Genomic DNA, 26,253 nt, shown 5'->3' with positions numbered 1-26,253 from the left:
TGTTTAACAGGCTATTAACAGTCTACACTAGAGACAGGAGGCTCTATGACCCTGTCTTTTACTACTCGCTGGCGTGATGAATTACCAGCAACCTATACCGCTCTTTCGCCCACCCCTCTGAAAAACGCGCGCATCATCTGGCATAACGATGCTCTGGCTGCGCATCTGGGTATTCCAGCTGCACTGTTTGATGTTTCTGGTGGGGCAGGCGTATGGGGGGGCGAATCGCTATTACCTGGGATGTCGCCTTTGGCACAAGTCTACAGCGGGCATCAGTTCGGTGTCTGGGCTGGGCAGCTCGGCGATGGACGAGGGATTCTGCTGGGTGAGCAATTGCTTGCAGATGGCACAACCCTTGACTGGCATCTGAAAGGCGCTGGATTAACGCCTTATTCCCGCATGGGGGATGGGCGCGCTGTGCTGCGCTCGACGATTAGAGAGAGTCTGGCCAGTGAAGCCATGCATTATTTGGGGATACCTACAACCCGGGTCTTGTCGATTGTCACCAGTGAGACTCCGGTGCAGCGAGAGACCACTGAAGCAGGCGCGATGCTCATTCGCGTGGCACAAAGCCATATGCGTTTTGGTCATTTTGAGCACTTTTATTATCGTCGTGAACCGGAAAAAGTACGGCAGCTTGCTGACTTTGCGATCCGTCATTACTGGCCACAATGGCAGGAAGAGGCGGATAAGTATCAGTTGTGGTTTACGGATGTTGTTACGCGCACCGCGACGTTAATGGCCGACTGGCAAGCCGTAGGCTTTGCGCATGGGGTGATGAACACGGACAACATGTCGATTCTTGGCCTGACAATGGATTATGGTCCCTTCGGTTTCCTTGATGATTACGTGCCAGATTTTATCTGCAATCACTCCGATCATCAGGGGCGCTATAGTTTTGATAATCAGCCTGCTGCGGCTTTGTGGAACCTACAACGTCTGGCGCAGACGCTGTCGCCATTCATCCCGGTTGATGTGCTCAATGCTGCGCTGGACGGTTATCAACAGGCCTTGCTAACCCGCTATGGGCAACGAATGCGGCAAAAACTGGGTTTCTTTAGTGAGCAGAAAAACGATAACGAAATCCTTAGCGAACTGTTTAGCCTGATGGCGCGGGAAGGTAGCGACTACACGCGAACATTCCGCATGCTCAGCCAGACAGAGCAACACAGCACCTTGTCCCCACTACGCGATGAGTTTATTGACCGCGCGGCATTTGACGACTGGTTCACTCGTTACCGCACGCGCCTGCAACAAGACAATGTGGCTGACGTTGTCAGACAAGCGCAGATGAAGACGGCAAATCCGGCTATGGTGCTACGTAACTGGCTGGCGCAGCGGGCAATAAGCCAGGCAGAGCAGGGTGATTATACCGAACTACATCGGTTACACGCTGCGTTACGTACGCCGTTTATCGATCGGGATGATGATTATATCAGCCGTCCACCTGACTGGGGTAAACGGCTGGAGGTAAGTTGTTCCAGCTAAGGTGCCAGAAACACCTGCGGGGATGCGTTGGCCGGATGCTGACCAACGTGTACCTGAGCACCGTACCAGTGCTGCAGGTCATCGGCCTGTAACACAGCCTCCGGCGTTCCCTGCGACACCAGCCTACCGTTGTGCAGCAGCACTATTCTGTCTGCCCACAATGCGGCGAGGTTCAGATCGTGAAGCACAATACACACATGTAGCTCTTGTGAAGCGGTGAGCGTCTTCAGCAGGCGCAACAAATGCTGCTGGTGATAAAGATCCAGCGCAGAAGTAGGCTCATCAAGGAATAACCAGCCGCGAGGCGCACCGTCGCACCAAAGTTGCGCCAGCGCACGGGCCAACTGTACGCGCTGTTGCTCGCCGCCGGAAAGCGCAGCGTATTGCCGACCCGTCAACGGTGTGCATCCGGTCATTTCCATCACCTGAGCGATGAGTCGCGGCTCCGGGCGCTGGGTCCAGGGCGCACGGCCCATCGCGATGACGGCCTCTATCGGCCAGTCAAATCCCAGCTGTGTTTGCTGGCGCATCACTGCCCGATGCCGCGACAGGGTCTGGGTAGACCATTCATCCAGCGGTTTGCCTGCCAGCACGCAGCGTCCGCTCGTCGGTTGCAGAAAGCCGGTCAACAGACGTAGCAGGGTGGATTTTCCTGCACCATTCGGCCCGATTAACGCGACCAGTTCACCTTTAGCGAGTTTGAGCGATACGTCGTCAATTACTGAGCGATCAGCAAGGCGATAGTGAAGTCCTTCGGTAATAAAATGTTCAGCCATGCGCTCCTCGCTGACGAAAAATAAGCCATAAAAACCATGGCGCACCGAGAATACTGGTCAGCAGACCAACGGGCATTTCCGCAGGCGCAACTGCGGTGCGGGCGAGAGTGTCGGCAATCAGTAGTAAAAATGCGCCAGCCAGAACAGAACCGGGGATCACGGCCCGATGGTCTGATCCGAGCCACATACGCATTAAATGTGGAACAACCAAACCGATGAACCCAATGACTCCGCTGACCGCTACAGCAGCGGCCACGAGTAATGCGCTGCACAACAACAAAATACGTTGGATCATCCGAACATCAACGCCGAGATAATGCGCCTCCTCCTCACCCAGTTGTAGCAGGTTCAGCGCCGGAGCCAGACGCCAGATGATCAGCACCGTCGGGATAGTCAGTGACGTGACAGCCAGTAGCGTGGACCACTGCGCGGCTCCCAGACTTCCCATCCCCCACAACGACAACTGTCGCAATTGCGCATCATTACTGACCCACGACAAAACGCCAACCGCCGCTCCGCAGAGCGCATTAATAGCAATACCGACCAGTAACAGACGTGAGAGCGAACCGTCGCGCTGTTGGCTGAGGATAAAAATCACCACGGTGGCAGCCAGTGCACCGAGAAATGCCGCCATCATTGGCGCATACAGCATGAGTAACGCGGGTAATGAGACTGGTAACACCACCCACAGGGCGACGGCGCAGGCCGCACCGCTGCTAATACCCAGTAGCCCTGGGTCGGCAAGCGGGTTGCGAAACAATCCCTGCATTACGCAACCTGCCAGTGCCAGTGAGCCGCCGATCACCAGCGCCAGCAAAACGCGAGGTAGCCGAATGGTGAGCCAGATTTGACGTAGTGCCTCATCGCCATCACGCCAGAGCAGACTTACCGGCAGGCGCAATGCGCCAAAACCGGTAGCCAGAACCGTCAGTACAACCAACATCAATGCCAACATCCACAACGAACAGGTGATCCGCCGGGACATCAGGGCAATTGCTCCGCTTTGGCGCGTAGCTGCAAAATGGCCTGTGGCGTACGAACGCTAAAGCCCAGTAATGCCATATCATCAATCTGCAGTACCTGCTTATTGCGCCCGGCAGGCGTTTGCGCAAGTCCCGGTAGCGCCCACAGGTTATCTTCGCCACCCATCGCCTTAACGCCATCTTGTGAAATCACGATGAGATCGGGCTGGCTGGCAATGACGCCTTCTTGTGATAACGGCTGGTAGCGGCTAAAACCCTGCATTGCGTTACGTAAGCCGGCTGCGCGAATAGCGGCATCAGCGCCCGTTTCCTGCCCTGCGGCCATTGCGCTCATTCCACCATGATTGAGAATAAACAGAACGCGTTTGTTAAGTCCGGATGACGGCAATGCTGCCAGTTCCTGACGTAAGCGGGTGCGCAGCGTTTCGCCCTCATCCTCCCGATGGGTTGCTTCGGCGATGACGCGGATTTTTTCATCAATCACGTTGAGATCGTTGCTTGCCGGGATCGTGACAACCCTGACATGGCTCTGCTCAACCTGTTTTAGCGCCAGAGAAGGCTGCGCTTGTGCGCTGGCTAGCACCAGCGTAGGGCGGGTAGCCAGGATACCTTCGGCGTTGAGTTGGCGCAAATAGCCCACGTCTGGCAATGCGGTTGCCGCTTCCGGCCACTGGCTGGTGCTGTCACGTGCCACGAGGGATGATTGCGCATCCAGCGCATACACAATTTCGGTGACGTCGCCACCGAGAGCCACAACGCGTTCTTCGTCAGCAGCCAGCGCTGCGATGGGCAGCAGCGCAATCAGGACCAGCAGTTTTTTCATGCGGCCAGTCCTTTTGGCGTTAAGGCATCGATCTGCGCTCGCCATTGCGTCTGCTCCGGTTCACCTTCCGTACGCTGTCCATAAAGCTGGGCAATTTGCGTGCCATCTGCGGCAAACAACTCCAGGCTGGTGACGTGACCATCGGCGGTCGGTTTGCGCGTTACCCACGTTTCGGCTACGCGCTCTTCCAGCAGATGCAGGGTAAAGGTCGGGTTGAAAATATTCAGCCAGCCTTTCATCGGCACCAGTTTTTCTATCACGCCGGTAAAGATCTGCACGCAGCCGCGATTACCCACGAAGACCATAATTTCATTGCCATCCTGGCGTGCGGTGTCGAGTAGCTGCGCCAGTGCGCTATTAGAAACTTTACAGGCCAGATCGTCGCCCACCAGATTGAATGCCTGTTGGCGGGTAAGATCGTGGCGTTTCAGCAGACCGAAAAACTGGTGTACATCGGTCATCGCTCGCCACTCTTGATCAACGGTCTGCGCATCGGCCGTGATGAGGGCTGGCGCAGAAGTGTTGGTAGGTTGCAGTACCAGTGGCGGGTTTTCAGCGAAGATGAAACGGGTCAGCAACGCAGCCCATTCCTCAACGAGGGTATTTTGTGTGGCATAGACTTTCAGCAGCGCATCCCCTTGATGGTCAAAGAACTGAATGCTCTGACGCTCGCCGTGGGCTGTGGTCTCACTGATATGAAAGGCGCTTGCCCACTGATTAAGGAACAGGCGCAGGTCGAGGGCGCGCGGATTAAGAACCAGTCCGGCATGACCGTTCAGGTGCTGATTGGTAAAAGCGCCAACCTGTTCATGCACCGCATATTCGTTGCGGCAAATGCATTTGGTTTCGCCTACGGCTTCCAGTGCGCCGAGGATTTCGCGGACTTCGCCACGTAAGCGCCAGGCGTCATGGCCGACGCGCGCAAAGGTCAGTTCGGCTTCGCTAATATTCATCAATCCTGCAATGTCGCGTGCGTATTTGCCGGGATTTTCATTCTTCAGTTCCAGCCAGCGTGTGTAATGATTCATTGTCTCTTCCTTCCAGATTGCTACCCCGGCGAACCGGGGAAAAGTGATTACCACTGATAACTCACGAAAATTTTGCCATTGCGACCATCCTGCGGAATGCCCTGCGGCGACCAGTACTCTTTGTCGAAGGCGTTGCCCAGTACCAGCGTGGTGGTCATACCTTTCAGCGCTTGTTGACCCTGATAGCTCACGTAGAAATCGTTTACCGCATAGCCGGGCTGTTTAGCGTAGCTGCTGCTGATATGCGTGGAGCGGTCAGCAAATGTCCCGATCCAGCCCACGGAGAATCCGCTGTGTGCCACGGGTATGTTCAGTTTGCTGGTGACGATATCCGGGTTAATGCTGGAAATGTATTCGCCGGTGTCGGTATCTTTGCCTCGTGTACGGTTGTAGGCCATGTCTAAACTGAACAGATCGGCGGAGTACTTCGCCATCACGTCCCAGCCCCAGATTTTGGCGTTGGGGACGTTATAGGACATGGTTGTCGCGGCGGCAAAATCGACGCTGGTGGAGATGTAATCTTTCGCTTTGGTGTCGAAATAACTGGCTTTAAATTCGAGCGCATCGCTCGCCATCAGCAGATCGTCGAAGCGCAGGCCAAATCCGTATTCCTGCGTTTCGTTGGTTTCCGGACGCAGGTTAGGGTTGGGTACCCAATAGTTAGTGTAAAAACGGCCGATGGAGAAGTGTTTTGCATCGTTATACATCTCGCCCATGGTCGGCGCACGGAAGGCCTGAGCGTATGAACCGAACAGCATCAGCCAGTCGGCCGGCGTGACGGTCATTCCTGCGCGGGACGACCATTTGTCGGCATCGACATCCGCGTAACCATCGCTGCTACCGCGATATGAGTCATAGCGTGTACCACCCAGCAATGTTACTGGCAGATCTCGCAGGGTGATTTCATCCTGTAGCCAGCCGGAGCTGAAATCAATTTTTGCCTCAGGGAAGCCGGTCGTCGCGCCACCGGGGCGTTGTTCCTGGCGATAGTACTCACCACCGTAAGTTAACAGGTGAGAAGCAAAGGAGTCGCTAAACAACCGGCTGCGATTATCAATTTTTCCGCCTTTGGTCGTTTGTTTGCGAAACTCATTAGTCGCATCCGGATTCTGGGCATTAATGCGCGCCTCGGACCAGTATATGCGAGCATCAGCGTTCAGCCAGTCATTGTCCGCAGGGGCGAGCGTGTAGGTCAACTGTGCGTCTCGCTGGATCGTTGAGCGATCGGTCATCGGGTTGCTGGTGGCATCTGCCGCGCTGGTTTGTGGGTTCTTAGGTTCACGGGCGTCATTGTTGTAGTAGCGCAACGAGCCTGCCAGCGTCTGGGCGCTGTCAATTTTCCAACTGCCTTTCGCCAGCATATTGTTGATCGCTTCATCGTTTGGCGCTGTAGTACCGTCGCTCTGGCGCAAATCACCGCGATCGCGACTCGACCATGCAAGCAGTCCGTCCAGCGTATCGGTGCGCCCAAATGCGCTGGCGCCCATACCGAGGCTGTGATCGCCGGTTGCCGCAGTACCGAACACGCGGTAACCGCTGTTTTGTCCGGCTTCCAGCAGATCTTTGGCATCCGCAGTGTCATAGGCGATCACGCCGCCCAGCGCGCCGCTGCCATACAGCAGAGCAGAAGGGCCGCGCACGACTTCGATGCGTTTGATTAGCGCCGGGTCGAGGAAGGTACTGTTCAGGTGTCCGGTGTCGGTTCCCTGACGTACGCCGTCTACCAGCACCAGAACGCCGCGGCGGTCATAGCCGCGCAGATTAACGTCCTGACCGTTGGTTCGTCCCGTACCGTCAAGGGTAAGTCCAGGCACTTTACGTAACAGATCTGCCGCTGAGCTGGCAGTCTGGTTTTCCGGCGCAGTGGCATCAATCACGCTGACCATCATCGGCGCTTCAAAGGCACTGCGGGCATTGCCGGTGGCGGTGACGGTCATATCTTCGACCGCCGCATATGCGAAAGTGGGCAGGCTACTGACAATCGCCAGCGCCAATAGCGAGGGACGCAGGGATGCAGTGTGCAGGTATGGCATAGCAACTCTCCATTAGGAAATCGAAAAGCGCTGGCTGCCTGGGTATCACCTGGGTGGCTGGCGAAAGGTGTTGTTTATTTGGTCAGAATGAGTTTTCCGGCTTGGGTCTGGCGCAGCAAGTAGTGCTGACCATCATGTTCTATGATCACTCGTCCTTCATTTCCCAGCAGGCTTTTACTGTCAATCCGACGTTCGTCAGGCGTGACAGAAGGGTGTGTTTTTTCTTTTGCAGGCGTTGCTGTAGTGTTATCCATACGTGACATAGTGTTTAAAAATAACAATCAATGTAACAATGATAATCATTATCAATAAACTGAGAATTTGCATCAAGCCTTTTTGTGAAATAATTGTGACGGGATCAAATTTGCGGGATTGCGCTGCATTAAAAAAGCCCGGTCACATTACGCTGACCGGGCCTGGATGGGCACGAACCGTAGGTCGGGTCAGGCGAAACCGCCGCCCGGGCATGATTTTAGAATCGACTGTCTACCGCCGCGGCGAGTTTTTCGACCAGCAGTTCCGTATCTTCCCAGTTCAGGCAGGGATCGGTGATTGACTGACCATAAACCAGTGGCTGGCCGCTGACGATTTTTTGCGTACCTTCGCGTAAGAAACTTTCCGCCATGATCCCGGCTATTGCCGTCGAACCATTGCGAATCTGCTGACAGACGTCATCGCACACTTCTAACTGACGGCGATGTTGCTTCTGGCAATTGCCATGGCTGAAATCCACCACCAGATGCTCCGGCAGAGAGAATTCGTGCAGCGTATCGCAGGCAGCGGCAATATCTTCGGCAGAGTAGTTCGGCTTTTTACCACCGCGCATGATGATATGACCATAAGGGTTGCCGCTGGTCTGATAGATAGTCATCTGCCCGGTTTTATCCGGTGAGAGGAACATGTGGCTGGCGCGTGACGCGCGAATAGCATCGACGGCGATACGTGTATTGCCATCTGTCCCGTTTTTGAACCCGACAGGGCAGGAGAGCGCGGAAGCCATTTCACGGTGAATTTGGCTCTCTGTGGTGCGTGCGCCAATTGCGCCCCAACTGATCAGATCAGCAATAAACTGACCTGTCACCATATCGAGGAATTCAGTGGCCGTCGGTACACCCAGTTCGTTGACCTGTAACAGCAGTTTACGTGCCAGCTCAATACCATGATTTACACGATAGCTGCCATTCAAATCCGGGTCGGAAATGAGGCCTTTCCAGCCCACGACGGTACGCGGTTTTTCAAAATAGGTACGCATCACGATTTCCAGACGTGCCTGGTGTTTAGTGCGCAGTGCCTGCAAACGCGTGGCGTATTCCATGGCGGCATCGAGATCGTGAATCGAGCATGGTCCAACGATGACCAGCAAGCGAGGATCTTCACCATTCAAGATTTTTTCTATCCGACGTCGGGAATCCGTAACATGGCGGGCGACGGAGGACGAAACAGGATGCCGTTGCGCAAGCTCTGCTGGAGTGACCAGGTTGTCAATACGCGCAGTACGGAGTTCATCGGTTCTGTTCATTACTTATCTCAGAAATTTGTTGCTTCAACGGCAGGACTACCGGGAAGTGATGTACATCACAATATCACACTCATCCTGCCTGGTGGCGAGCATAATAACAAAAAATCGAACCAATGCACTAGCATTCTAGTACATACGGCGATTCAGCCCCATGATGTCGAGGATCTTGGTGGCAATTTCTTCTACTGAATAATTGGTACTGTTCAACCACGGAATTTGATTTTTCCGGTACAGCGCCTCTACTTCGGCAACTTCCATTCGGCACTGGCGCAGCGAAGCGTAGCGACTGTTTTCACGGCGCTCTTCGCGGATCGCCGCCAGGCGCTCAGGGTCGATGGTCAGGCCGAATAATTTATGCTGCAACGGCTTCAGAGAGGCGGGCAGCACCAGATTATCCATATCATCGGCAATAAAGGGGTAGTTAGCGGCCCGGATACCAAACTGCATTGCCAGGTATAAGCTGGTAGGCGTTTTTCCGCAGCGGGAAACGCCAAGCAGGATCACCTGCGCCTGATCAAGGTTGCGCAACGAGATACCGTCGTCATGCGCGAGGGTATAATCAATGGCGGCAATACGCGCATCGTACTTGTTGAGGTTGCCAGGATTCAGGCCGTGCGTGCGATGCGCGATCGGTGTGGGGTCGAGTTTCATCTCATGTTGCAGCGGGGCGACCAGTGCCTGGACGATGTCCTGGCAAAAACCCTCACTTTGTAAAATGATCGAGCGAATTTCCGGCAATACGATGGAGTAGAACACCAGAGGACGCACACCCGTTTGTTGATAAATGGCATCAATCTGGTCTTTAACCGCACGAGCACGGCTCTCATTTTCCACAAACGGCAGCGTAATGCTGCTGATCGTGACCGGAAATTGTGACATTACCGCGTGACCCAATACCTCTGCGGTGATGGCTGTGCCATCAGAAATATAAAATACATGACGATCAACAGCATTATCCATTTTGCGCATCCTGGGGGCAGACATAATTCTCTGAAAGCATAAATTAAAATTCGTCAGAAGCGAATATTGCTGCATCACTTTTATAAAGTGAAACAGTATTTTTATATTTAATGAAAAGTACATTTCATTTTTCGGAACAAATGTTTATACCGACTGATTTTGTGGTGATCCCGTGCCGTTCGCGGGTTTGCGCAAATGCGGAAAGAATCTGAAAAAATAAAAAATAAAGTTGCTTGAACGATTCACCGTTTTTTTCGCTGGAGTAAATATGCCAAGATAATTACGCAAAATTGAGTTTCCTAACCTCGTTCATATATAAGGATTGTTCGATGTCCAACAATGGCTCGTCACCGCTGGTGCTTTGGTATAACCAACTCGGCATGAATGATGTAGACAGAGTTGGGGGCAAAAATGCCTCCCTGGGTGAAATGATTACTAACCTTTCAGGTATGGGCGTATCCGTACCGAATGGTTTTGCAACGACCGCCGATGCGTTTAACCAGTTTCTGGACCAAAGCGGCGTAAACCAGCGCATTTATGAGCTGCTGGATAAAACGGATATTGACGATGTCACCGAGCTTGCAAAAGCCGGCGCGCAGATCCGCCAGTGGATTATCGACACTCCTTTCCAGCCTGAACTGGAAAATGCCGTCCGCGATGCCTACGCGCAGCTGTCAGCGGACGATGCCAATGCTTCTTTTGCCGTGCGTTCCTCCGCTACCGCAGAAGATATGCCAGATGCGTCATTCGCGGGCCAGCAGGAAACTTTCCTCAACGTCCAGGGGTTTGATGCGGTACTGGTCGCTGTCAAACACGTATTTGCCTCGCTGTTTAACGATCGTGCGATTTCTTATCGTGTCCATCAGGGCTATGACCATCGTGGTGTGGCGCTCTCTGCGGGTGTGCAGCGGATGGTGCGCTCTGACCTGGCGTCTTCCGGCGTCATGTTCTCCATTGATACCGAATCCGGCTTCGATCAGGTGGTGTTTATCACCTCCGCGTGGGGGCTGGGTGAGATGGTGGTGCAGGGGGCAGTGAACCCGGATGAATTCTACGTGCACAAACCGACCCTGGCGGCCAACCGTCCGTCAATCGTGCGTCGTACAATGGGCTCTAAGAAAATCCGCATGGTTTATGCGCCGACTCAGGAGCATGGCAAGCAGGTTACCATTGAAGACGTTCCGCAGGCGCAACGTGACATTTTCTCACTGAGCAACGAGGAAGTGCAGGAGCTGGCGAAGCAGGCGGTGCAAATCGAGAAGCACTACGGTCGTCCGATGGACATCGAATGGGCTAAAGACGGTCATACCGGCAAGCTGTTCATTGTACAGGCTCGTCCGGAAACCGTACGTTCTCGCGGCCAGGTGATGGAGCGTTATACGCTGCATGCGCAGGGTAAAATTATTGCTGAAGGTCGCGCCATCGGTCACCGCATCGGGGCTGGCCCGGTAAAAGTCATTCATGACATCAGCGAAATGAACCGTATCGAGCCAGGCGATGTGCTGGTTACCGACATGACCGACCCGGACTGGGAACCGATCATGAAAAAAGCGGCGGCGATCGTCACCAACCGCGGCGGTCGTACCTGTCATGCGGCGATTATTGCCCGTGAACTGGGAATTCCGGCGGTTGTTGGCTGTGGCGATGCGACCGAACGCATGAAAGACGGCGAGAAAGTCACAGTCTCCTGTGCGGAAGGCGACACCGGCTACGTGTATGCCGACATGCTGGACTTCAGCGTGAAGAGCTCCAGCGTGGAAACCATGCCGGATCTGCCGTTGAAGGTGATGATGAACGTCGGTAACCCGGATCGTGCTTTTGACTTCGCTTGTCTGCCAAACGAAGGTGTCGGCCTGGCGCGTCTCGAATTTATTATCAACCGTATGATTGGCGTGCACCCACGTGCACTGCTGGAATTCGATGATCAAACGCCGGAACTGCAAAACGAAATCCGCGCGATGATGAAAGGGTTTGATTCACCGCGTGAATTCTACGTGGGTCGTCTGACGGAAGGGATTGCGACGCTGGGTGCGGCGTTTTATCCAAAGCGCGTCATCGTGCGCATGTCGGACTTTAAGTCCAACGAATATGCCAACCTCGTCGGCGGTGAGCGTTATGAACCGCATGAAGAGAACCCGATGTTGGGCTTCCGTGGTGCGGGGCGCTATGTTGCGGATAGCTTCCGTGACTGTTTTGCGCTGGAATGTGATGCCGTAAAACGCGTCCGTAACGACATGGGGCTGACTAACGTGGAAGTAATGGTACCGTTTGTTCGTACCGTTGCCCAGGCGAAAGCGGTCGTGGAAGAGCTGGCACGTCAGGGGCTGAAGCGCGGCGAGAACGGGCTGAAGGTAATCATGATGTGTGAGATCCCATCCAACGCCTTGCTGGCTGAACAGTTCCTCGAATATTTCGACGGCTTCTCTATCGGGTCTAACGACATGACACAGCTGGCGTTGGGGCTGGACCGTGACTCTGGTGTGGTTTCTGAACTGTTTGATGAGCGTAACGACGCGGTGAAAGCGCTGCTGTCGATGGCGATTCGTGCAGCCAAGAAACAGGGCAAATACGTGGGTATTTGCGGTCAGGGCCCATCTGACCATGAAGACTTTGCGGCCTGGCTGATGGAAGAGGGGATCGACAGCCTGTCGCTGAACCCGGACACTGTCGTACAGACCTGGCTAAGTCTGGCTGAACTGAACAAGTAACATCATGCCTTATCCGGCCTATTCAACGTAGGCCGGATAAGATGCGCTAGCGTCGCCATCCGGCACTTTATCCTGCAACACTCTCCGCGCTCAAACGCTGAATAATATCCTGACGCAGTTGGTATTTTTGTACTTTACCGGACGCTGTGCGCGGTAATTTCTCCACAATCACAATGTGCTCAGGGTATTTGTACTTTGCCACCCGCTTGCGACTAAAAAAGGCTACCACTGACTCCAGTGACAGCGAATGGTGCGGCGGTTTTAGCACCACATAGGCACATGACCTTTCACCTAAGCGTACGTCTGGCATCGCGACAACGCAGGCATCGTGAATGCGGGGGTGCTGCAATAAAATATCCTCAACTTCGCGGCTGCTGATGTTTTCTCCACCGCGGACAATGATATCTTTTTTCCGTCCGGTGATTTTGATGTACCCCGCATCGTCCATCCGGCACAAATCGCCGCTGTAATACCAGCCGTCATTATCCAGCGCACGGGCGGTGAGTTCAGGTTCATCAAGGTAGCCCATAAAAACATTGGGCCCGCGGGATGCCTCTTCTCCTTCCATACCCGCAGGCAACGTGTTACGTGCCTCATCGACGACTTTAATTTCCACGCCGGCTGCGGCATATCCGTCGGTGTTCATCATGCGGGAAAGCGAATCATCCAGATTGACCACCGCGTGCGGCGAGCTTTCTGTTGAGCCATAGACGCTTAAAAGTTTAATGCCGAGCTGCTGACAATCGCGGGCTATTTTTTTCGGAATAGTGGTGCCGCCGCATAAGAAAAAGCGTAACGACGAGAGATCGTAGGGATGTTTTTCCACGCTACACAGCATGTCATAGACGAACGGTGTGGCGCCGAGTACGCAGGTACAGCGCTGTTGTACCAGCAATTCGAGACAGGCGGCTGGGGTGAAAATATCTAACAATACGCTGCGTGCGCCAATTAAAAACGGTGCGGTCACGCCATGTAAAAAACCGGTAGCATGGCCAAGTGGCGCGGGCATTAAAAATACATCCAGCCAGGTGAGATTAAGACGGGCACAATAGGCGCGTTCACTGGCCAGGATGTTGTTGTGGGTCAGCATTACCCCTTTGGGCATCCCCTCTGTTCCGGAGGTAAACAGCACCGCAGCCAGCTCATCGGCATGCACACTAATTGGCCGGGTTAATGGTGGTGATAAAAGAAGCTGGCTGAGTGGCAATGAGTCTGTCGCGGGTGCCAGCTTATCGACGGCAACAATCTGTTGCAGATGCGGCAGCTGGTTTTGCAAGGGCAGGATCAGATCTACCGGCCGGGTTTGTTTAAACAGCGTAGGTGCGAAAAATATCTTTGCCTGGCATTTGTTCAGTACCCATACCAGCTCGGCTTCGCGCCAGGCAGGAAGTAGTGGTACGGAAACCACCCCGGTTTTCAGACAGGCCAGGTAGATAAGGGTAAATTCACACCAGCCGGGCAGTTGAAAGGCGACGCGGTCACCTGGCTGGATTCCGCAGGCTAACAACCAGGTCGCCAGACGGCTGGCCGCACTGTCGAGCGCGGCGTAGGTGTATGAATCGCCGTGATTATCGACCACAGCGATTTTATCCGGCATCGCATGGGCGGTTTGGCTCCAGTAATCACCCAGCGATGCATCCCCCCAAAACCCTTGTTGTCGATAAGCTTCCCGACGTTCGGCATTAAACGTTAATGTGACACTCATGAGTTATTCCCTGGATAATTTCGGTACACGTCCTGCCGGATAACAGAAGTGCTGTCTCCGGCGTACAACAGGCGATACGTGTTAGCCGTAACGGAAATCCACACCAAATGTTCCAGCCGGGTATTCCCATTGTTCGAGGATAGTGGAACCGCACAGCACCCGGCAGGTACCACATTCCAGGCAGCCTGCGGAATCAAAATGAATATTTCCACTTTCGTCCTGTTTATACAGTCCAGCGGGGCAGGCATTCAGCAGTTTGCGAAATTCTGTCATGTCAGGATGTTCGGCAAGGATGATGTGCGGATGCCCCTCATCGACATTGAATTTGTTAACGCCCAGTTTGACGTCAACATTTACGGTGTTGTCCTGACTCATAGTGCGGTTGCTCCCTTGATGCCGTCTTTCAGTAAATTTATCAGCCCAATCTGCTTCGCGTGGGATAAAATGGTCTTGCGAATTGGCTGGTTTGGGCTGCCATCAACGGTGAACATATCGCTCATGATATCGGCCACCATACGGGGATACTGGGTGAACAGGCGTGGGTTTTCCATTAGCGCGGGGATCTTACGGAAATGCTGTAAATCACGCATCACACAACCCTGTGCAAGGGTGCGTTTGTAGTCCATCAGGCTGTTGGCTGAATAATCCTGGCGTTCTTTTGCCGCAATGGCCGTCTGTGCTGCGGCTTCTGCGGAGGCTATCGCCAAATCCATGCCACGCACGGTGTAGCCCAGGTTCAGACAAAAACCCGCGGCATCGCCGACGATCATCACCCCGTCATCAACCAGCTTCGGTACCATCGCCAGGCCGCCTTCCGGCACCATGTGCGCGGAATACTCCAGCAATTCACCGTCGGCGATCAGTGGGCGAATAGTGGGGTGCTGTTTAAAATCTTCCAGCATTTGCGGAATGCTTTTTGTCGCATGCCCGATATCGCCCAGACCACATACCAGTCCCAGAGAAACGGAGTCTTTGTTGGTGTACAGGAAACCTCCGCCCATCAGGCCATTAGATGGCGAACCGGCAAACAACCAGGCGGCACCTTCATTTCCTGATAGATTAAAACGATCTGCAATGACTGCTGGCGGCAGGCCGATCAGTTCTTTCACGCCAACGGCATAATGATGTGCTGAAGAGGGCGGTACCATTCCCAGTGAACGTCCCAGCATGGAATTGACACCATCAGCAAGGATAACGATATTGGCCTCCAGGATATCGTCACCCGCCTGCACGCCAGTGACTTTGTTGCCTTCCCGGATCAGGGAATCGACGCGAACGCCCGGAATAAACTGAGCCCCGGCCTGTTCAGCTTTTTCCATCAACCAGGGATCGAGTCTGTTGCGCAATACGGTATAGGAGTCCTGCGCTGGGGTATTTTCTTTTTCACGATGGAAATCGAGGGTGACAGCACTTTCTTCAGTCAGGAAAGAGATTTTTTCGCGGGTCACTTTCCGTTCGACAGGGGCCTCCTCTGCAAAGCCGGGCATAATGTGCTCCAGGCTATGCGTGTAGAGTCGTCCTCCGGTCATGTTTTTGCTGCCAGCACTGTTTCCGCGCTCAATAACCAGCACGTCCAGCCCAGCCTGGGCCATCACGTAACCTGCTACCGCACCCGCCACGCCAGCACCGACCACAATGGCATCAAATTTTTCATCTGACATGTTCTTTGCTCCTTTCCCGCCGCGAATGCAGCGGGATATGTGCGTTAAATGTGGCCGTTAGCGACTGAGCTGTTCGATAAGGGTCGGGACGACTTTGTAAATGTCACCAACCAGACCGTAATCGGCGTAGTTGAAGATCGGGGCTTTTTTATCTTTATTGATGGCGACGATGATCTTCGCGCCGTTCCCGCCGACCATATGTTGAATTTGCCCTGAGATGCCCAGTGTCAGGTACAAATCTGATTTCAATAGCACCCCGGAAACGCCAATATAGCGTTCGCGCTCCATCCAGTTTTCACCTTCGGCAATAGGGCGTGAACAACCCACTTCGGCACCCAGAACGGCGGCAAGATTGCGTACCATCTGCAGATCGCTCTCGGCCACCAGGCCACGACCGACGCCAACCACACGTTTAGCTTTGCTGAGATCCACGCTGCTGAGGGATTTGGCCCGACGTTCCTGGCAAACAATCTCATGAAGTGGCGTGATATACGGTGCTGAGACGACAGGGCAAGTGTGCGCAGGATGGGCTTCTACTGGTTCAAACATGCCAGGGGCAAGCGTGATAATCGCCAGCGCGCTATTCAGTTTTTCTTTACCGAATGCCAGGCCGCCATACATACGGTGTTCTGCAAACAGCGCACCTGCATCGAGAGTGACCGATGTGGCGTCGTTTACCATCGCCGCATTGAGTTGCATGCTTAACCGCGCGCCCAGTGATTTTGCGCGTTTAGACGCAGGCATCAGCAACAGGCCGGTGTGCGCTTGCAGTAAGGCTGAGACAGTCTCGGCGTAGTTTTCAACACGCTGCAGTCCACTGGCGTGTTCGAGCACGATGATGTCATCGGCACCCAGCGCTTTCAGCTGATCGGCCTGTTCGTTGCCCTGCACAATAAGGTGTACCTGCTCGCCCCACTGGCGGGCACCGGTCATTAATTCCGCATAGCGTTCTACGTTATCGCTAAACACCCATACGTTGGCTAATTTACTCATGATGATTGTTCTCCGTTGGGCTTAGTTCAGGGCTTTTTTCAGATGTTCGGCCAGTTCGGCAATGGCTTCTGCTGAGTCATTTTCCAGAATGATGTGCTTACGTTCGGTCTGTGGTGGAACGCTAAGGCTGACTAATTCCGCCAGCGGTGACGCTGGCGTCCAGCCAATATCGCTGGCCTGCCAGTGGGTGACGGTTTTCTTGCCGGCACCAAGAATGGCTTTCATTGACGGAATCCGCGGTGTATTGATATCTGAGGTTACGCACAGCACGGCGGGGAGCGGCAGTTCAATCACTTCAACTTCGTCTTCCAGTGTACGTTCAACCACAATGCGCTCGCCGTTACGTTGGATGTGGCTTACCGCGTTAATCACGGGAAGCTGCAGGAGCTCACCAACCAGTAAACCGACCTGTTGTGCGTAGACATCGCCGGACCCTTCCCCGAACAGCATCAGATCGAATTCAATTTTTTTAGCCGCACAAGCCAGTGCCTGGGCGGTATCGCGCGGCAGCGCGTGCTCCAGCTGTGGATCCTGCACCATAAACAGGCTATCCGGACCGCGGGACAGCACGTCTTTACGTACTTTAGAGTTTTGCAACAAGGAGCCGCCCACCGTTAAGGCGACAATCTCATCGCCTTCAGCGGTAAGTTGTGTGGCGGCTTCAATCGCATTCAGATCAAATTGACTGATTTTGGCATCGGCCCGATCAAAGTTAAGCGAGCGCTCTGGGGTAACAACAATGTCCTGTTCTTCAGGCACCAACTTAAAGCAGGTTATTATTTTCATGGCATCTCCAGTGAGTCACGTTCGGATAATGACGGTGCGCGTCATTATCGGCAGTAGGGAAAATTTGACTGAAAATAGTGTGCGGCAGAGTGGAGCCTGTTTTCGACGGGGCAATCTGTTTTCATTCCCAACAATCTTGCAGAAAAATATGCAACGGAGATGCGGGGGTTCTAAGCGAGGGGTAAAGATTGTGTACGCGAGATTACACAGTGAAAACAGTAAATGAGGGTGTGATTGAGAAACGCATCCTATTTTTAAGCGATATTTGCCCGCATTTGTTTCTGATATGTAAATTGTTAATGTTGAATTAATAACATTTATTCTTTTCAATTAGGATAAAACGTAAATAACGCATGCTAACAGCGTTCTTGAGCAAGAAGTGTCATCTTGCAGATGACGCAAATAATTTTGTTTCGCTTGGACAGAATATCGTTGTATAACGTGGTTAATCGTTATCATTTAACACTATTAATTTTCCGCATATTTACCATCTAAAGGTGGAGGCTGTCATGTATCAACGATGTTTTGATAATGCCATGGAAACCCTTTTTGAGCAGGGGAAGACCCCCAGATTTTCGCGATTCGTCATCAGTGATGATCCTAACTGGGAGTCTGGTCACCATGTTCATGACAATGAAACAGAGCTTATCTATGTCAAAAAAGGTGTCGCGCGATTAATCATTGATTCTTCACTGTACGTCGCTCACGCCGGGGATATTGTGGTGATAGAACAAGGGCGGTTACATACCGTCGCCTCGGATAGCAGCGCGCCTGCCACGACCTACACCTGTGCACTGGATGGTTTTCGTTTCAATGGTTGGCAGGACAATCAGTTGTTGCAGTTACATTCGTGTCCGGTCATCAGCGTCAGCCAGGGAAAGGAGGTTATTAAGAGTATTTTTAATGAACTGAGTATTATGATACCGCAGTGTAAAAATAATCTGTCATCCTCTGCCTATGATGCCTTTGCCTACGCATTAACCGTCTTGTATTACGAAAACTTTAAAAATGCTTATCGTTCGGAGCAGGGGTATATTAAAAAAGACGTGTTAATTAAAGATGTTCTGGTGTATTTGAATAACAACTTTCGCGAAAAAATCACACTTGATCAGTTGTCTAAAAAATTTCGAGCCAGTGTGAGTTATATCTGTCACGAATTCACTAAAGAATATCGTATTTCGCCGATTAATTATGTTATTCAACGGCGGATGACGGAGGCAAAATTTTCGCTGACGAATACGGAAGCGTCGTTAGCGGAAATCTCGTGGCGGGTAGGGTATGAAAATGTTGATCACTTTGCCAAACTCTTTCAGCGACACGTAGGCTGTACTCCCAGCGATTATCGTAAGCAGTTTAAAAATAATCTGACTGAGCAGGACTGCCTGCAGCCGGAAGTCTGATTTTCTGGCGTAAGTCCGGATAGCGTTTATCCGCTATCCGGATGACAGAACGGCTTACTTGTTTTGATAATCTTTCAGGATCTGACGTCCGGCGACGTAGATCATGATTTCATCGGTGCCACCGCCAATGCGTTCGCAGCGCACATCACGCCAGAACCGGGATACACGGGCTTCATCGGTATAACCCAGACCACCCATTATCTGAATTGCGTCGTCGATAACTTCCATCGCTGTGCGCGCACAGTACAGTTTTGCCAGCGCCGCACTGGTACGCAGTGATTGTTCCTGATCGGCCTGCCAGGCGACTTTCAATACCATATTGCGCATGTTTTCGATTTTAACCGCCATCAGCGCCAGTTTTTCCTGGATCATCTGGTTATGACCAATCGGTTTGCCAAAGGCGATACGCTGGTTGGCGTAACGTGCGGCATCCTCGAAAGCGCATTCGGCAAAGCCGGTGCTGCGTGCTGCGTTGATCAATCGCTCCATTTCGAAATTGTACATCACGTTGAGGAAGCCCATACCCTCTTCGCCGACCATATCACTTTCGTCAACTTCAACGTCATCAAGATAGACTTCGCAGGTACTTAACATGTGCCAGCCGATTTTGTGCAGCGGATTAACTTTGATGCCGGGTTTCTTCGAATCCACCCACCACAGGGTAAAGGCTTTCTTCGGATCTTTCGGCTCGGGATCGCGAGCCAGGACCAGCATATAAGGGTACTCTTTGGCACCGGTAATAAAGGTTTTTTGCCCGTTAAGGTACACCTTGCCGTTTTTGCGGGTGTAGCTGGTGGTGGCGCTGTTGTTATCTGAGCCAGCTCCCGGTTCGGTTAACGCCAGCGCATAGGCCGGATCGCCCGTTTCCATGGTGCTTTCAGCGGTTTTACGTAGTTGCTCCGCGGAGCCAAAACGGCGCATACTGTGGATACACTGACCGTTAGTGATCAGAAAGGCAGGCGCACCACATTTTGAGACCTCCATCAGCGCCAGCATTTGCGTGACGTAATCTGCCGGAATGCCACCGAACTCTTCCGGAACGCCCAGCATCGAAATGCCGTTATCCGCAAGCGCGCGCATAAATTCTTTAGGGTAGGTGGAGGTTTGATCGCAGGTGCGGAAATATTCTTCCGGGAAATTACTGGTGATCAGTTCCCGAATGCTGGCAAGCAGCAGTTCTTGTTCTTCAGTTAATGAAAAGTCCATCAGGGTACTCCTTTTAATTGGTGGCGTCGGGCAAAACAAAACCCATCGTGGCATCGATAAATAATCTTTCGTCCATCAGTTTCAGGTCTGGAGAAATAACGGGGGTGAATTCCATTTTGTCCAAAATGTCTTCTTGTACAGAAACACCTGGGGCAATTTCCACTAAATGGAGACCATCTTCTTTTAACGTAAATACGGCGCGCTCGGTGATGTAACGCACATCCAGTCCACGTTCGAGGGCAATTTTTCCACTGAAGGTAATTTCAGGTAATTCGCTAACGAATTTCTTCACCCGACCTTCCTGCACGATATTCAATTTGCCGTTGGCAACATCTGTTTTCAGACTTCCGGCTGTCAGGGTGCCGCAGAAAATAATTTTCTTCGAGGTGGCGCTTATATCAATAAAACCGCCAGTGCCCATGATCTTGCCATTGAATTTATGCACACCGACGTTGCCGTGCTGATCGACTTCGGCGAAACTTAAATAGCACACATCCAGGCCGCCACCGTGGTAGAAGTCAAACTGGGAGGTCATGTCCAGAATAGCGCGGGTGTTGACGTTGGCTCCAAAAGCGATGCCCTGCGAGGTAATACCGCCGATTGGCCCGGTTTCAACCGTCAGTATGAAATCATCGGCGCAGCCTTCTTCACGCGCGACGAGACCAATACCATCGGCAATTCCAACGCCAACGTTACCCACTGCACCTTTGCGCATTTCGAACAGCGCACGTCTGGCTACCAGTTTACGTTGGTTAAGCGGTAGGGCAGTTTGCAGGCTGTCATCAAGGATGAAATCGCCTGAAATAAAGCGGTTAACCGGCGCTCCGCCATACAGCTGAGTCTGTTCAGGATCGATAACGACGATATCCACCAGATAGCCAGGGATCCGCACGGCTTTAGGGTGCAGTGTGGCTTTCTTCACCATTTTTTGTACCTGCATCATGACGATGCCGCCGTTGTTATGCACGGCCTGCGCGATGACCAGCGCATCGAGATACATCACTTCATCTTCAAAGGTGGCGTAGCCTTCGCTATCACAGGTGGTGGCGCGAATAAAGGCGATATTCGGCGCAATGGCTTTGTAGTAGAGATACTCTCTGTTATCAATTTCTACCAGTTTGATTAGATCCTCGGTGGTCACTTCATTGAGTTTGCCACCTTGTTGGCGGGGATCGACAAACGTGCCAATACCGATATCACTCAAAATACCTGGCTGATGGGCCGCAGAGGCTCGCAGGGTTTGAGTTAATACGCCTTGTGGATAGTTGTAGGCGGCAATTTTATTTTGTTCCGCAAGGTCGGATATACGTGGGGATTGTCCCCAGTGGCCGCACAACGCCCATTTAACTAAACCTTCCTGTGCCAATGGACTAATACCCCGGTCTGCGCGGTCGCCCAGTCCTGTCGGGCTAATTAGCGACAAATTACGTGGGGATTGGCAATTTTTATATTTCTCGGCTAATGCATTAATTAATGTTGTGGCTTCAAGTATCCCACCGCCAGCGCCTAATACGCAGAGGGTGGCTTCATCCGGAATATAATCAATTGCGTCAGCTGCAGATAATACCGGTACCCGACCATTTAGACGTGTTGGTCTTGAAAGTTTCATATAAACTCCAGGTTATATTCGTGCGAATGCCTATCGCTATATTCGATAATAGTGTTTTGTGCTATTTGAAAATATTTAATCGTCTGCCAGATATTCGTGGTAAAACGAATATCTGGGGCAGGGCATTATTTATTGCAATTTAAAAATATTCGGCTATTAAGCCTGGTGTAATATTGTCAGAACGGTGCGTAGATCGGTTACGGAGATTTGTCCTGGGGCCGAGGCTTTTTTCACCGCACCAAACGTCGCCGCTGAGCCGAAAACTTCGCCGGACAGTCGTGAGATCACACCGGTTTTCGCCATTGACATGGTAATAATTGGGCGGTCGGCGTAGCGTTCCTGCATCTCCAGCGTTGCGCTAAGCAATGTCAGCACATCCGTTTTGCTTTGCGGCATCAACGCGATTTTGGGAATATCTGCACCAAGTTCCTGCATTTTACGCAGTCGCTGGACAATATCATCGGCCGCAGGTGTCTTGTGAAAATCATGGTTCGACATAATAACGAAGACATTTTTCGCGTGCGCATGCTCGACGGTTGCTTTAACCAGGTCATCACCGGTGAAAAGCTCCAGGTCGATCATATCCACCAGACCGCTGTCCACTGCTGCGCGGTTTAATGCAATATAGTTTTCGACGGACAGCGCCTGTTCACCCCCTTCCTGTGCACTACGGAAGGTGAACAGCAACGGTTTATCCGCCATCACATCACGGATCGCACGTGCGGCTTCCAGTACTGCGTCAATGGAAGCGACATCTGCGAAATGGTCAACACGCCATTCCAGGATGTCGAAATCCGCTTCGCGATAGGCCAGTGCTTCGCTTTTTACCGTTGAGATGTCTTTACCCATCAGTGAGACAATGATCTTCGGCGCACCCTCGCCAATCACGAGGTTTCTTACGGTTACGGTTTTCATTGATTACCCTTTAACTATTCACAAATACTGCCCATCAGGCTGCAAAACCCATAACCTGTTTGACATACTCCAGCGGGAAATCTTTCCCGGTCCAGAGCTTGAACTGCTCAGCCCCTTGCCACAACAACATGCCGTAACCATCAATCGTTTTGCAACCGGCATGTTGTGCTTGTTGCAACAACCTGGTCATATGCGGGTTATACACACATTCGGTCACCAGCAGTTCCGGGCGAAGCAGGGAAACGTCAGTCACAATAGATTCGTTATCCAGCGGTTTCATGCCGACTTTCGTGCCGTTGGTCAAAATATCCGCGCTGGCGAGTGCCTCGGCAAAAGCCTGGCGATCGGCAAGGTCGATCACGGTGACAACGCAGTCGGTGTTTTCATTAACACGTTTAGCGAATGCCTGCGCCTTTGCAAAGAACTCATCTTTACGGTTAAAGATCTTAATTTCTTTGATGCCTTCAATGGCTGCCTGAGCGCCAATGGCTGTAGACGCGCCGCCCGCACCCAACAGTACCATGGTTTTACCTTTAATATCGAAGCCGCTTTCTTTAATCGCGCGAATATGACCGGTGCCGTCGGTGTTGTAACCACGCAGGTAGCCATCATCATTAACGATGGTGTTGATTGCGCCAACCAGTTTGGCGGCAGGTGTTAATTCATCAACGTATTCACAGGCCAGCTGTTTATTGGGCATGGAAACCCCGGTGCCGCGCATTTTTAACGCTTTTAAACCGGCAATTGCATTAGCAAATGTTGAGTTATCGACTTCAAATGCCATGTAGGTAAAAGGCAGACCCGCTTTTTCTAATGCTTTATTTTGCATTTCAGGGGACAGACTGTGTCTGATAGGGTAGGCCATCAGACCAATCAGTTCATATTTTGCAGTTACATCCATTTGATACTCCTTCTAAACAATTTATTGAAAATAACGTTCGCCCAACCGCACATCATTTTGGGGGATATTAAATACGCGGTAATAGCGAATAAAGACGATGATGGCGGTGGTGAATGCCAGCAGAGCAAATGCAAGGTCCAGCAAAATGATGTATTGCAGGCCGATGTTAGAAAGGTATCCGGTGATCAGTGGGATAATAAAGTTGGCTACACCACCCATCATCATATAAACACTGGTGACTTTGGCTTTGCTCTTCGGGAAAAACTCCGACATCACTGAGACACCGAGCTGTAAAATACCGCCAGCAGCAGAGAAGCCAATCAGAAACGATCCTGCGTTACAAACCAGTGGAGAGGGATACAAATAAATGACCGCAGCGGTAATGCTTGCCAGACCAGCATTAAAAACGTTAGCCCAAATGGGGCGAACCATTTTCTTCAGGAGGGCTGCGAAGATGAATACGCAGACCAGCGATCCCATGCTGTAGTAAGAGATGGTTTTTAGTGCGTCAGTTTCTGCCATACCAGCAAATGCCATAGCATATTTCGGCATCCAGACCACGATGACATAAAAGGTTGAGAATGCGGCAACCCCAAACAGCACGGAAGCGACACCTTCCAACCAGACCAGGGGTTTACTGTTCATTTGTGGCAGATCTTTGGCGAGACCCGCGTCCACCATCTGGCTGGGAAAGCGACTTTTTAACAGCATCAGGGTGATGATCACGAACAGTACACCCGGGATGATGACCGCATAGCCGTACCAGACATGGTTGAGCAGCATGGTACTGACGATGATGGGGTAAATCATCTGGCCAAACGACACCATGGCTTTAACCAAAATAACCGCCGAGCCGGATGCTTTAGGGAAACATTCCATTAACGCCGGATAACCGCCGGTATCCAGCGCTGAATTTGCTACGCCGACGCATACCGCGAGAATAAAGGCAATCATCAGATTGGGGCTGGCGGGAATACCGAAGAAGAACAGCATATATAGAATAACGCCTAACAAAATGATAGCCCGACGACCGAACTTATCTGAGAGAACGCCAAAGAATAGAATACTGACCAGTCGACCAAGACCAATACCGGAAATTAGATAGGCAATCCCTGCATTATCGGTTGAAAATTTTTCAGCCAGGGATGTCATGTTTTGCGCCAGTGTGATGACGCTAATACCGTGTAAAAAATAACTTAAATAAATACAGGTTATCGCCAGAAGAAATGGCGTGTTAAAGGTCTTTTTCTGAGACATTTTTTCACAACTCCTTGCGGATTTTAAAATTATTCTGTGCTCGTCGGTGTAGTTTAAATTTCGGCGACCTTGTGATTAATATACCGGGCAGTAGTTATTGTACCTACATAGCATGGCGTTTAAATTACCAGGTATATTGCATATCAAACTGTGAAACCTAATTCGTCAGACCGACGTTTTGCCGTTATTTTAATAATCCGTCAAATTATTTTGCAGAAGAGGGGAACAATATTGCATCCGCGTTATTGTGCGAGTGGTGCCATGTTTAACTGACGCTTTGCTGCAAGCCGGCTGCGATAGCCAATAAACAGTGCCAACAGGAAACCGAGCGCAGCGATACCCGCATCAAACCACATGATGTGCGCAATACTGGTTTCGGAGAGCCTGGCGGTTATTAGTGGGATCGTGAAGGTCGCGATACTGCCCGCGCTGTAGTAAATACCGGTAGCTTTACCTTTCGCCTGCGGAAAGCGAGCGGCCATTAGCGTTAGACCGATTTGCACGACGCCTCCGGCTGATGAGAACCCGATGACAAAGGCGAATGTAATCACGACCCAGGTCGTTGGATGCAGGCAAACCGCCAGCAGCGCGACAAAGGAGATAAAGGTGTACAGCATCAACAGAGACGTTGCACGACCCGCTTTTCTCGCCAGAGGAGCAGTAATGAATACGCACAGCAGCGAACCGCAGGTGTAAATACTTAACAGCTTGATAGATAACGTATACGGCATACCAGCGACAAACTGACCATACTGTGCCAGCCACTGGCTAACCAGATAAAATGTGGCCATCGAGATATATCCATACAGGGTGTAACTCCCCAGATCGAGAAGGGAACAACGATGCCCCGGATGAATAGGTTCCTGTAAAGCGGATGATGGCGTGATGGAATGCTTCGGCCCCGGATGTGCAGGGAAACGGCAGCGGAACAAAAATATGCCGTTGACCGCCATAATTCCCGCCGCCAGCAAGAAGGACCAGCCAAACCAGAGTTCAGCCCACACCAGCAGGCTGATAACCATCGGCAACAGAAATTGGCCGCTGGACACAAAGGCTTTAATCAGGATATTGGCGGTGCTGGGCGAGCGGGGGAAAGCTTCCATCAGGCTGGGGTAGGTTCCGGCATCAAGAAAACTGTTTGCCATTCCCGCTAAAAAACCAAAGGCGTAGGCAATCACAATGCTGTGAGTATTGATGATGCCAAAAAAGAAGATGAGGTAGCAGATCATGCCAAAAATGATAAACGGTCTGCGGCCATAGCGATCGGAGAGCATGCCTGCAACTAATAAGACGCTTAACCGACCGATACCAAGGGAGGAGATGACAATTGACACCCCCGCTGCATTGGTTTGCCACTGCTGTTCAAGTGAGGACATATTGAGGGACATCAGAATGACCCCCATACCGTGTACCAGGTAATTAAGGTACAGCCCTATCGCAGTGGAGAAATAGGTATTTTTCATAATGTGTTACTCAGCGAAGAGGCTAAATGGATATTGTTT

The 26,253-nt window shown here is 51.9% G+C and carries 22 protein-coding genes; 3 read left to right on the top strand and 19 right to left on the bottom strand.

Going from position 1 to position 26,253, the window contains the following annotated elements; translation table 11 throughout:
* The first annotated feature begins 45 nt into the window (after positions 1-45).
* On the top strand, positions 46-1,488 hold the full coding sequence (gene selO, locus I6L54_RS14955) for a protein adenylyltransferase SelO (RefSeq protein ID WP_040233707.1): 1,443 nt from the start codon (positions 46-48) through the stop codon (positions 1,486-1,488).
* Here selO and I6L54_RS14950 read toward each other — a convergent pair.
* The 8 genes from I6L54_RS14950 to ppsR form a co-directional block, all read right to left on the bottom strand.
* On the bottom strand, positions 1,485-2,264 hold the full coding sequence (locus tag I6L54_RS14950; protein ID WP_040233710.1) for a heme ABC transporter ATP-binding protein: 780 nt from the start codon (positions 2,262-2,264) through the stop codon (positions 1,485-1,487). The two genes, selO and I6L54_RS14950, sit on opposite strands and share 4 nt — an antisense overlap.
* Positions 2,257-3,249, bottom strand: coding sequence for a FecCD family ABC transporter permease (locus I6L54_RS14945; RefSeq protein ID WP_040233711.1), 993 nt, complete (start codon positions 3,247-3,249; stop codon positions 2,257-2,259). The genes I6L54_RS14950 and I6L54_RS14945 overlap by 8 nt, the downstream gene beginning before the upstream one ends.
* On the bottom strand, positions 3,249-4,070 hold the full coding sequence (locus I6L54_RS14940; protein WP_005120300.1) for a heme/hemin ABC transporter substrate-binding protein: 822 nt from the start codon (positions 4,068-4,070) through the stop codon (positions 3,249-3,251). Before I6L54_RS14940 ends, I6L54_RS14945 begins: the two co-directional genes overlap by 1 nt.
* Complete coding sequence (chuS, locus tag I6L54_RS14935) at positions 4,067-5,098, bottom strand: hematinate-forming heme oxygenase ChuS (protein WP_005120297.1); 1,032 nt, start codon at positions 5,096-5,098, stop codon at positions 4,067-4,069. The genes I6L54_RS14940 and chuS overlap by 4 nt, the downstream gene beginning before the upstream one ends.
* 47 nt (positions 5,099-5,145) lie before the next feature.
* The gene (locus I6L54_RS14930; RefSeq protein WP_040233714.1) at positions 5,146-7,131 is read right to left on the bottom strand and encodes a TonB-dependent hemoglobin/transferrin/lactoferrin family receptor; all 1,986 of its coding nucleotides are present in this window, start codon (positions 7,129-7,131) and stop codon (positions 5,146-5,148) included.
* 74 nt (positions 7,132-7,205) lie between these two features.
* On the bottom strand, positions 7,206-7,394 hold the full coding sequence (gene hemP, locus I6L54_RS14925) for a hemin uptake protein HemP (protein ID WP_040233716.1): 189 nt from the start codon (positions 7,392-7,394) through the stop codon (positions 7,206-7,208).
* A 209-nt stretch (positions 7,395-7,603) separates the two neighbouring features.
* Positions 7,604-8,650, bottom strand: coding sequence for a 3-deoxy-7-phosphoheptulonate synthase AroH (gene aroH, locus I6L54_RS14920; RefSeq protein WP_005120291.1), 1,047 nt, complete (start codon positions 8,648-8,650; stop codon positions 7,604-7,606).
* A 126-nt stretch (positions 8,651-8,776) separates the two neighbouring features.
* Positions 8,777-9,610, bottom strand: coding sequence for a posphoenolpyruvate synthetase regulatory kinase/phosphorylase PpsR (ppsR, locus tag I6L54_RS14915; RefSeq protein ID WP_003030553.1), 834 nt, complete (start codon positions 9,608-9,610; stop codon positions 8,777-8,779).
* Between the two features lie 329 nt (positions 9,611-9,939).
* Here ppsR and ppsA point away from each other — a divergent pair, with 329 nt between their 5' ends.
* Positions 9,940-12,318: a phosphoenolpyruvate synthase gene (ppsA, locus tag I6L54_RS14910; protein WP_005120283.1), complete on the top strand. Its 2,379-nt coding sequence runs from the start codon at positions 9,940-9,942 to the stop codon at positions 12,316-12,318.
* Between the two features lie 67 nt (positions 12,319-12,385).
* Here ppsA and fadK read toward each other — a convergent pair whose 3' ends face one another.
* From fadK to I6L54_RS14885, 5 genes are all read right to left on the bottom strand, one after another.
* Positions 12,386-14,023, bottom strand: coding sequence for a medium-chain fatty-acid--CoA ligase (gene fadK, locus I6L54_RS14905; RefSeq protein WP_040233717.1), 1,638 nt, complete (start codon positions 14,021-14,023; stop codon positions 12,386-12,388).
* 81 nt (positions 14,024-14,104) lie between these two features.
* Entirely contained in the window at positions 14,105-14,398 is a 294-nt protein-coding gene (locus tag I6L54_RS14900) for a ferredoxin family protein (RefSeq protein ID WP_005120280.1), read from the bottom strand.
* Positions 14,395-15,684: an FAD-dependent oxidoreductase gene (locus I6L54_RS14895; RefSeq protein WP_005120278.1), complete on the bottom strand. Its 1,290-nt coding sequence runs from the start codon at positions 15,682-15,684 to the stop codon at positions 14,395-14,397. The genes I6L54_RS14900 and I6L54_RS14895 overlap by 4 nt, the downstream gene beginning before the upstream one ends.
* A 57-nt stretch (positions 15,685-15,741) precedes the next feature.
* The gene (locus tag I6L54_RS14890) at positions 15,742-16,677 is read right to left on the bottom strand and encodes an electron transfer flavoprotein subunit alpha (RefSeq protein WP_005120276.1); all 936 of its coding nucleotides are present in this window, start codon (positions 16,675-16,677) and stop codon (positions 15,742-15,744) included.
* A gap of 21 nt (positions 16,678-16,698) precedes the next feature.
* Positions 16,699-17,463, bottom strand: a complete 765-nt coding sequence (locus I6L54_RS14885; protein WP_040233719.1) for an electron transfer flavoprotein — start codon at positions 17,461-17,463, stop codon at positions 16,699-16,701.
* A 509-nt stretch (positions 17,464-17,972) separates the two neighbouring features.
* Between I6L54_RS14885 and I6L54_RS14880 the strand changes: the two genes are divergently transcribed.
* A complete protein-coding gene (locus I6L54_RS14880; RefSeq protein ID WP_005120270.1) occupies positions 17,973-18,863 on the top strand; it encodes an AraC family transcriptional regulator in 891 nt (296 codons plus the stop codon).
* Positions 18,864-18,917: 54 nt separating this feature from the next.
* On the opposite strand, the gene I6L54_RS14875 is transcribed toward I6L54_RS14880, so the two are convergent.
* The 6 genes from I6L54_RS14875 to I6L54_RS14850 all read right to left on the bottom strand — a co-directional run bounded on the left by I6L54_RS14875 (position 18,918) and on the right by I6L54_RS14850 (position 26,214).
* The gene (locus I6L54_RS14875; RefSeq protein WP_040233722.1) at positions 18,918-20,069 is read right to left on the bottom strand and encodes an acyl-CoA dehydrogenase; all 1,152 of its coding nucleotides are present in this window, start codon (positions 20,067-20,069) and stop codon (positions 18,918-18,920) included.
* A 13-nt stretch (positions 20,070-20,082) separates the two neighbouring features.
* Positions 20,083-21,678 carry an acyl CoA:acetate/3-ketoacid CoA transferase gene (locus I6L54_RS14870; RefSeq protein ID WP_040233723.1) on the bottom strand — a complete coding sequence of 532 codons (1,596 nt, stop codon included), beginning with the start codon at positions 21,676-21,678 and terminating at the stop codon, positions 20,083-20,085.
* 156 nt (positions 21,679-21,834) lie between these two features.
* Positions 21,835-22,593: a type I 3-dehydroquinate dehydratase gene (gene aroD / locus I6L54_RS14865; RefSeq protein ID WP_005120262.1), complete on the bottom strand. Its 759-nt coding sequence runs from the start codon at positions 22,591-22,593 to the stop codon at positions 21,835-21,837.
* Positions 22,594-22,627: 34 nt separating this feature from the next.
* The gene (gene ydiB / locus I6L54_RS14860; protein ID WP_005120260.1) at positions 22,628-23,494 is read right to left on the bottom strand and encodes a quinate/shikimate dehydrogenase; all 867 of its coding nucleotides are present in this window, start codon (positions 23,492-23,494) and stop codon (positions 22,628-22,630) included.
* Between the two features lie 21 nt (positions 23,495-23,515).
* Positions 23,516-24,751 carry an MFS transporter gene (locus I6L54_RS14855; RefSeq protein ID WP_005120258.1) on the bottom strand — a complete coding sequence of 412 codons (1,236 nt, stop codon included), beginning with the start codon at positions 24,749-24,751 and terminating at the stop codon, positions 23,516-23,518.
* Between the two features lie 242 nt (positions 24,752-24,993).
* Entirely contained in the window at positions 24,994-26,214 is a 1,221-nt protein-coding gene (locus tag I6L54_RS14850) for an MFS transporter (protein ID WP_040233724.1), read from the bottom strand.
* Positions 26,215-26,253: the final 39 nt, after the last annotated feature.

Source organism: Citrobacter pasteurii (genome assembly GCF_019047765.1).
GTDB lineage: Bacteria > Pseudomonadota > Gammaproteobacteria > Enterobacterales > Enterobacteriaceae > Citrobacter > Citrobacter pasteurii.
Note: the sequence above shows the minus strand (reverse complement) of the source record. Positions and strands in the feature narration are given on the sequence as shown.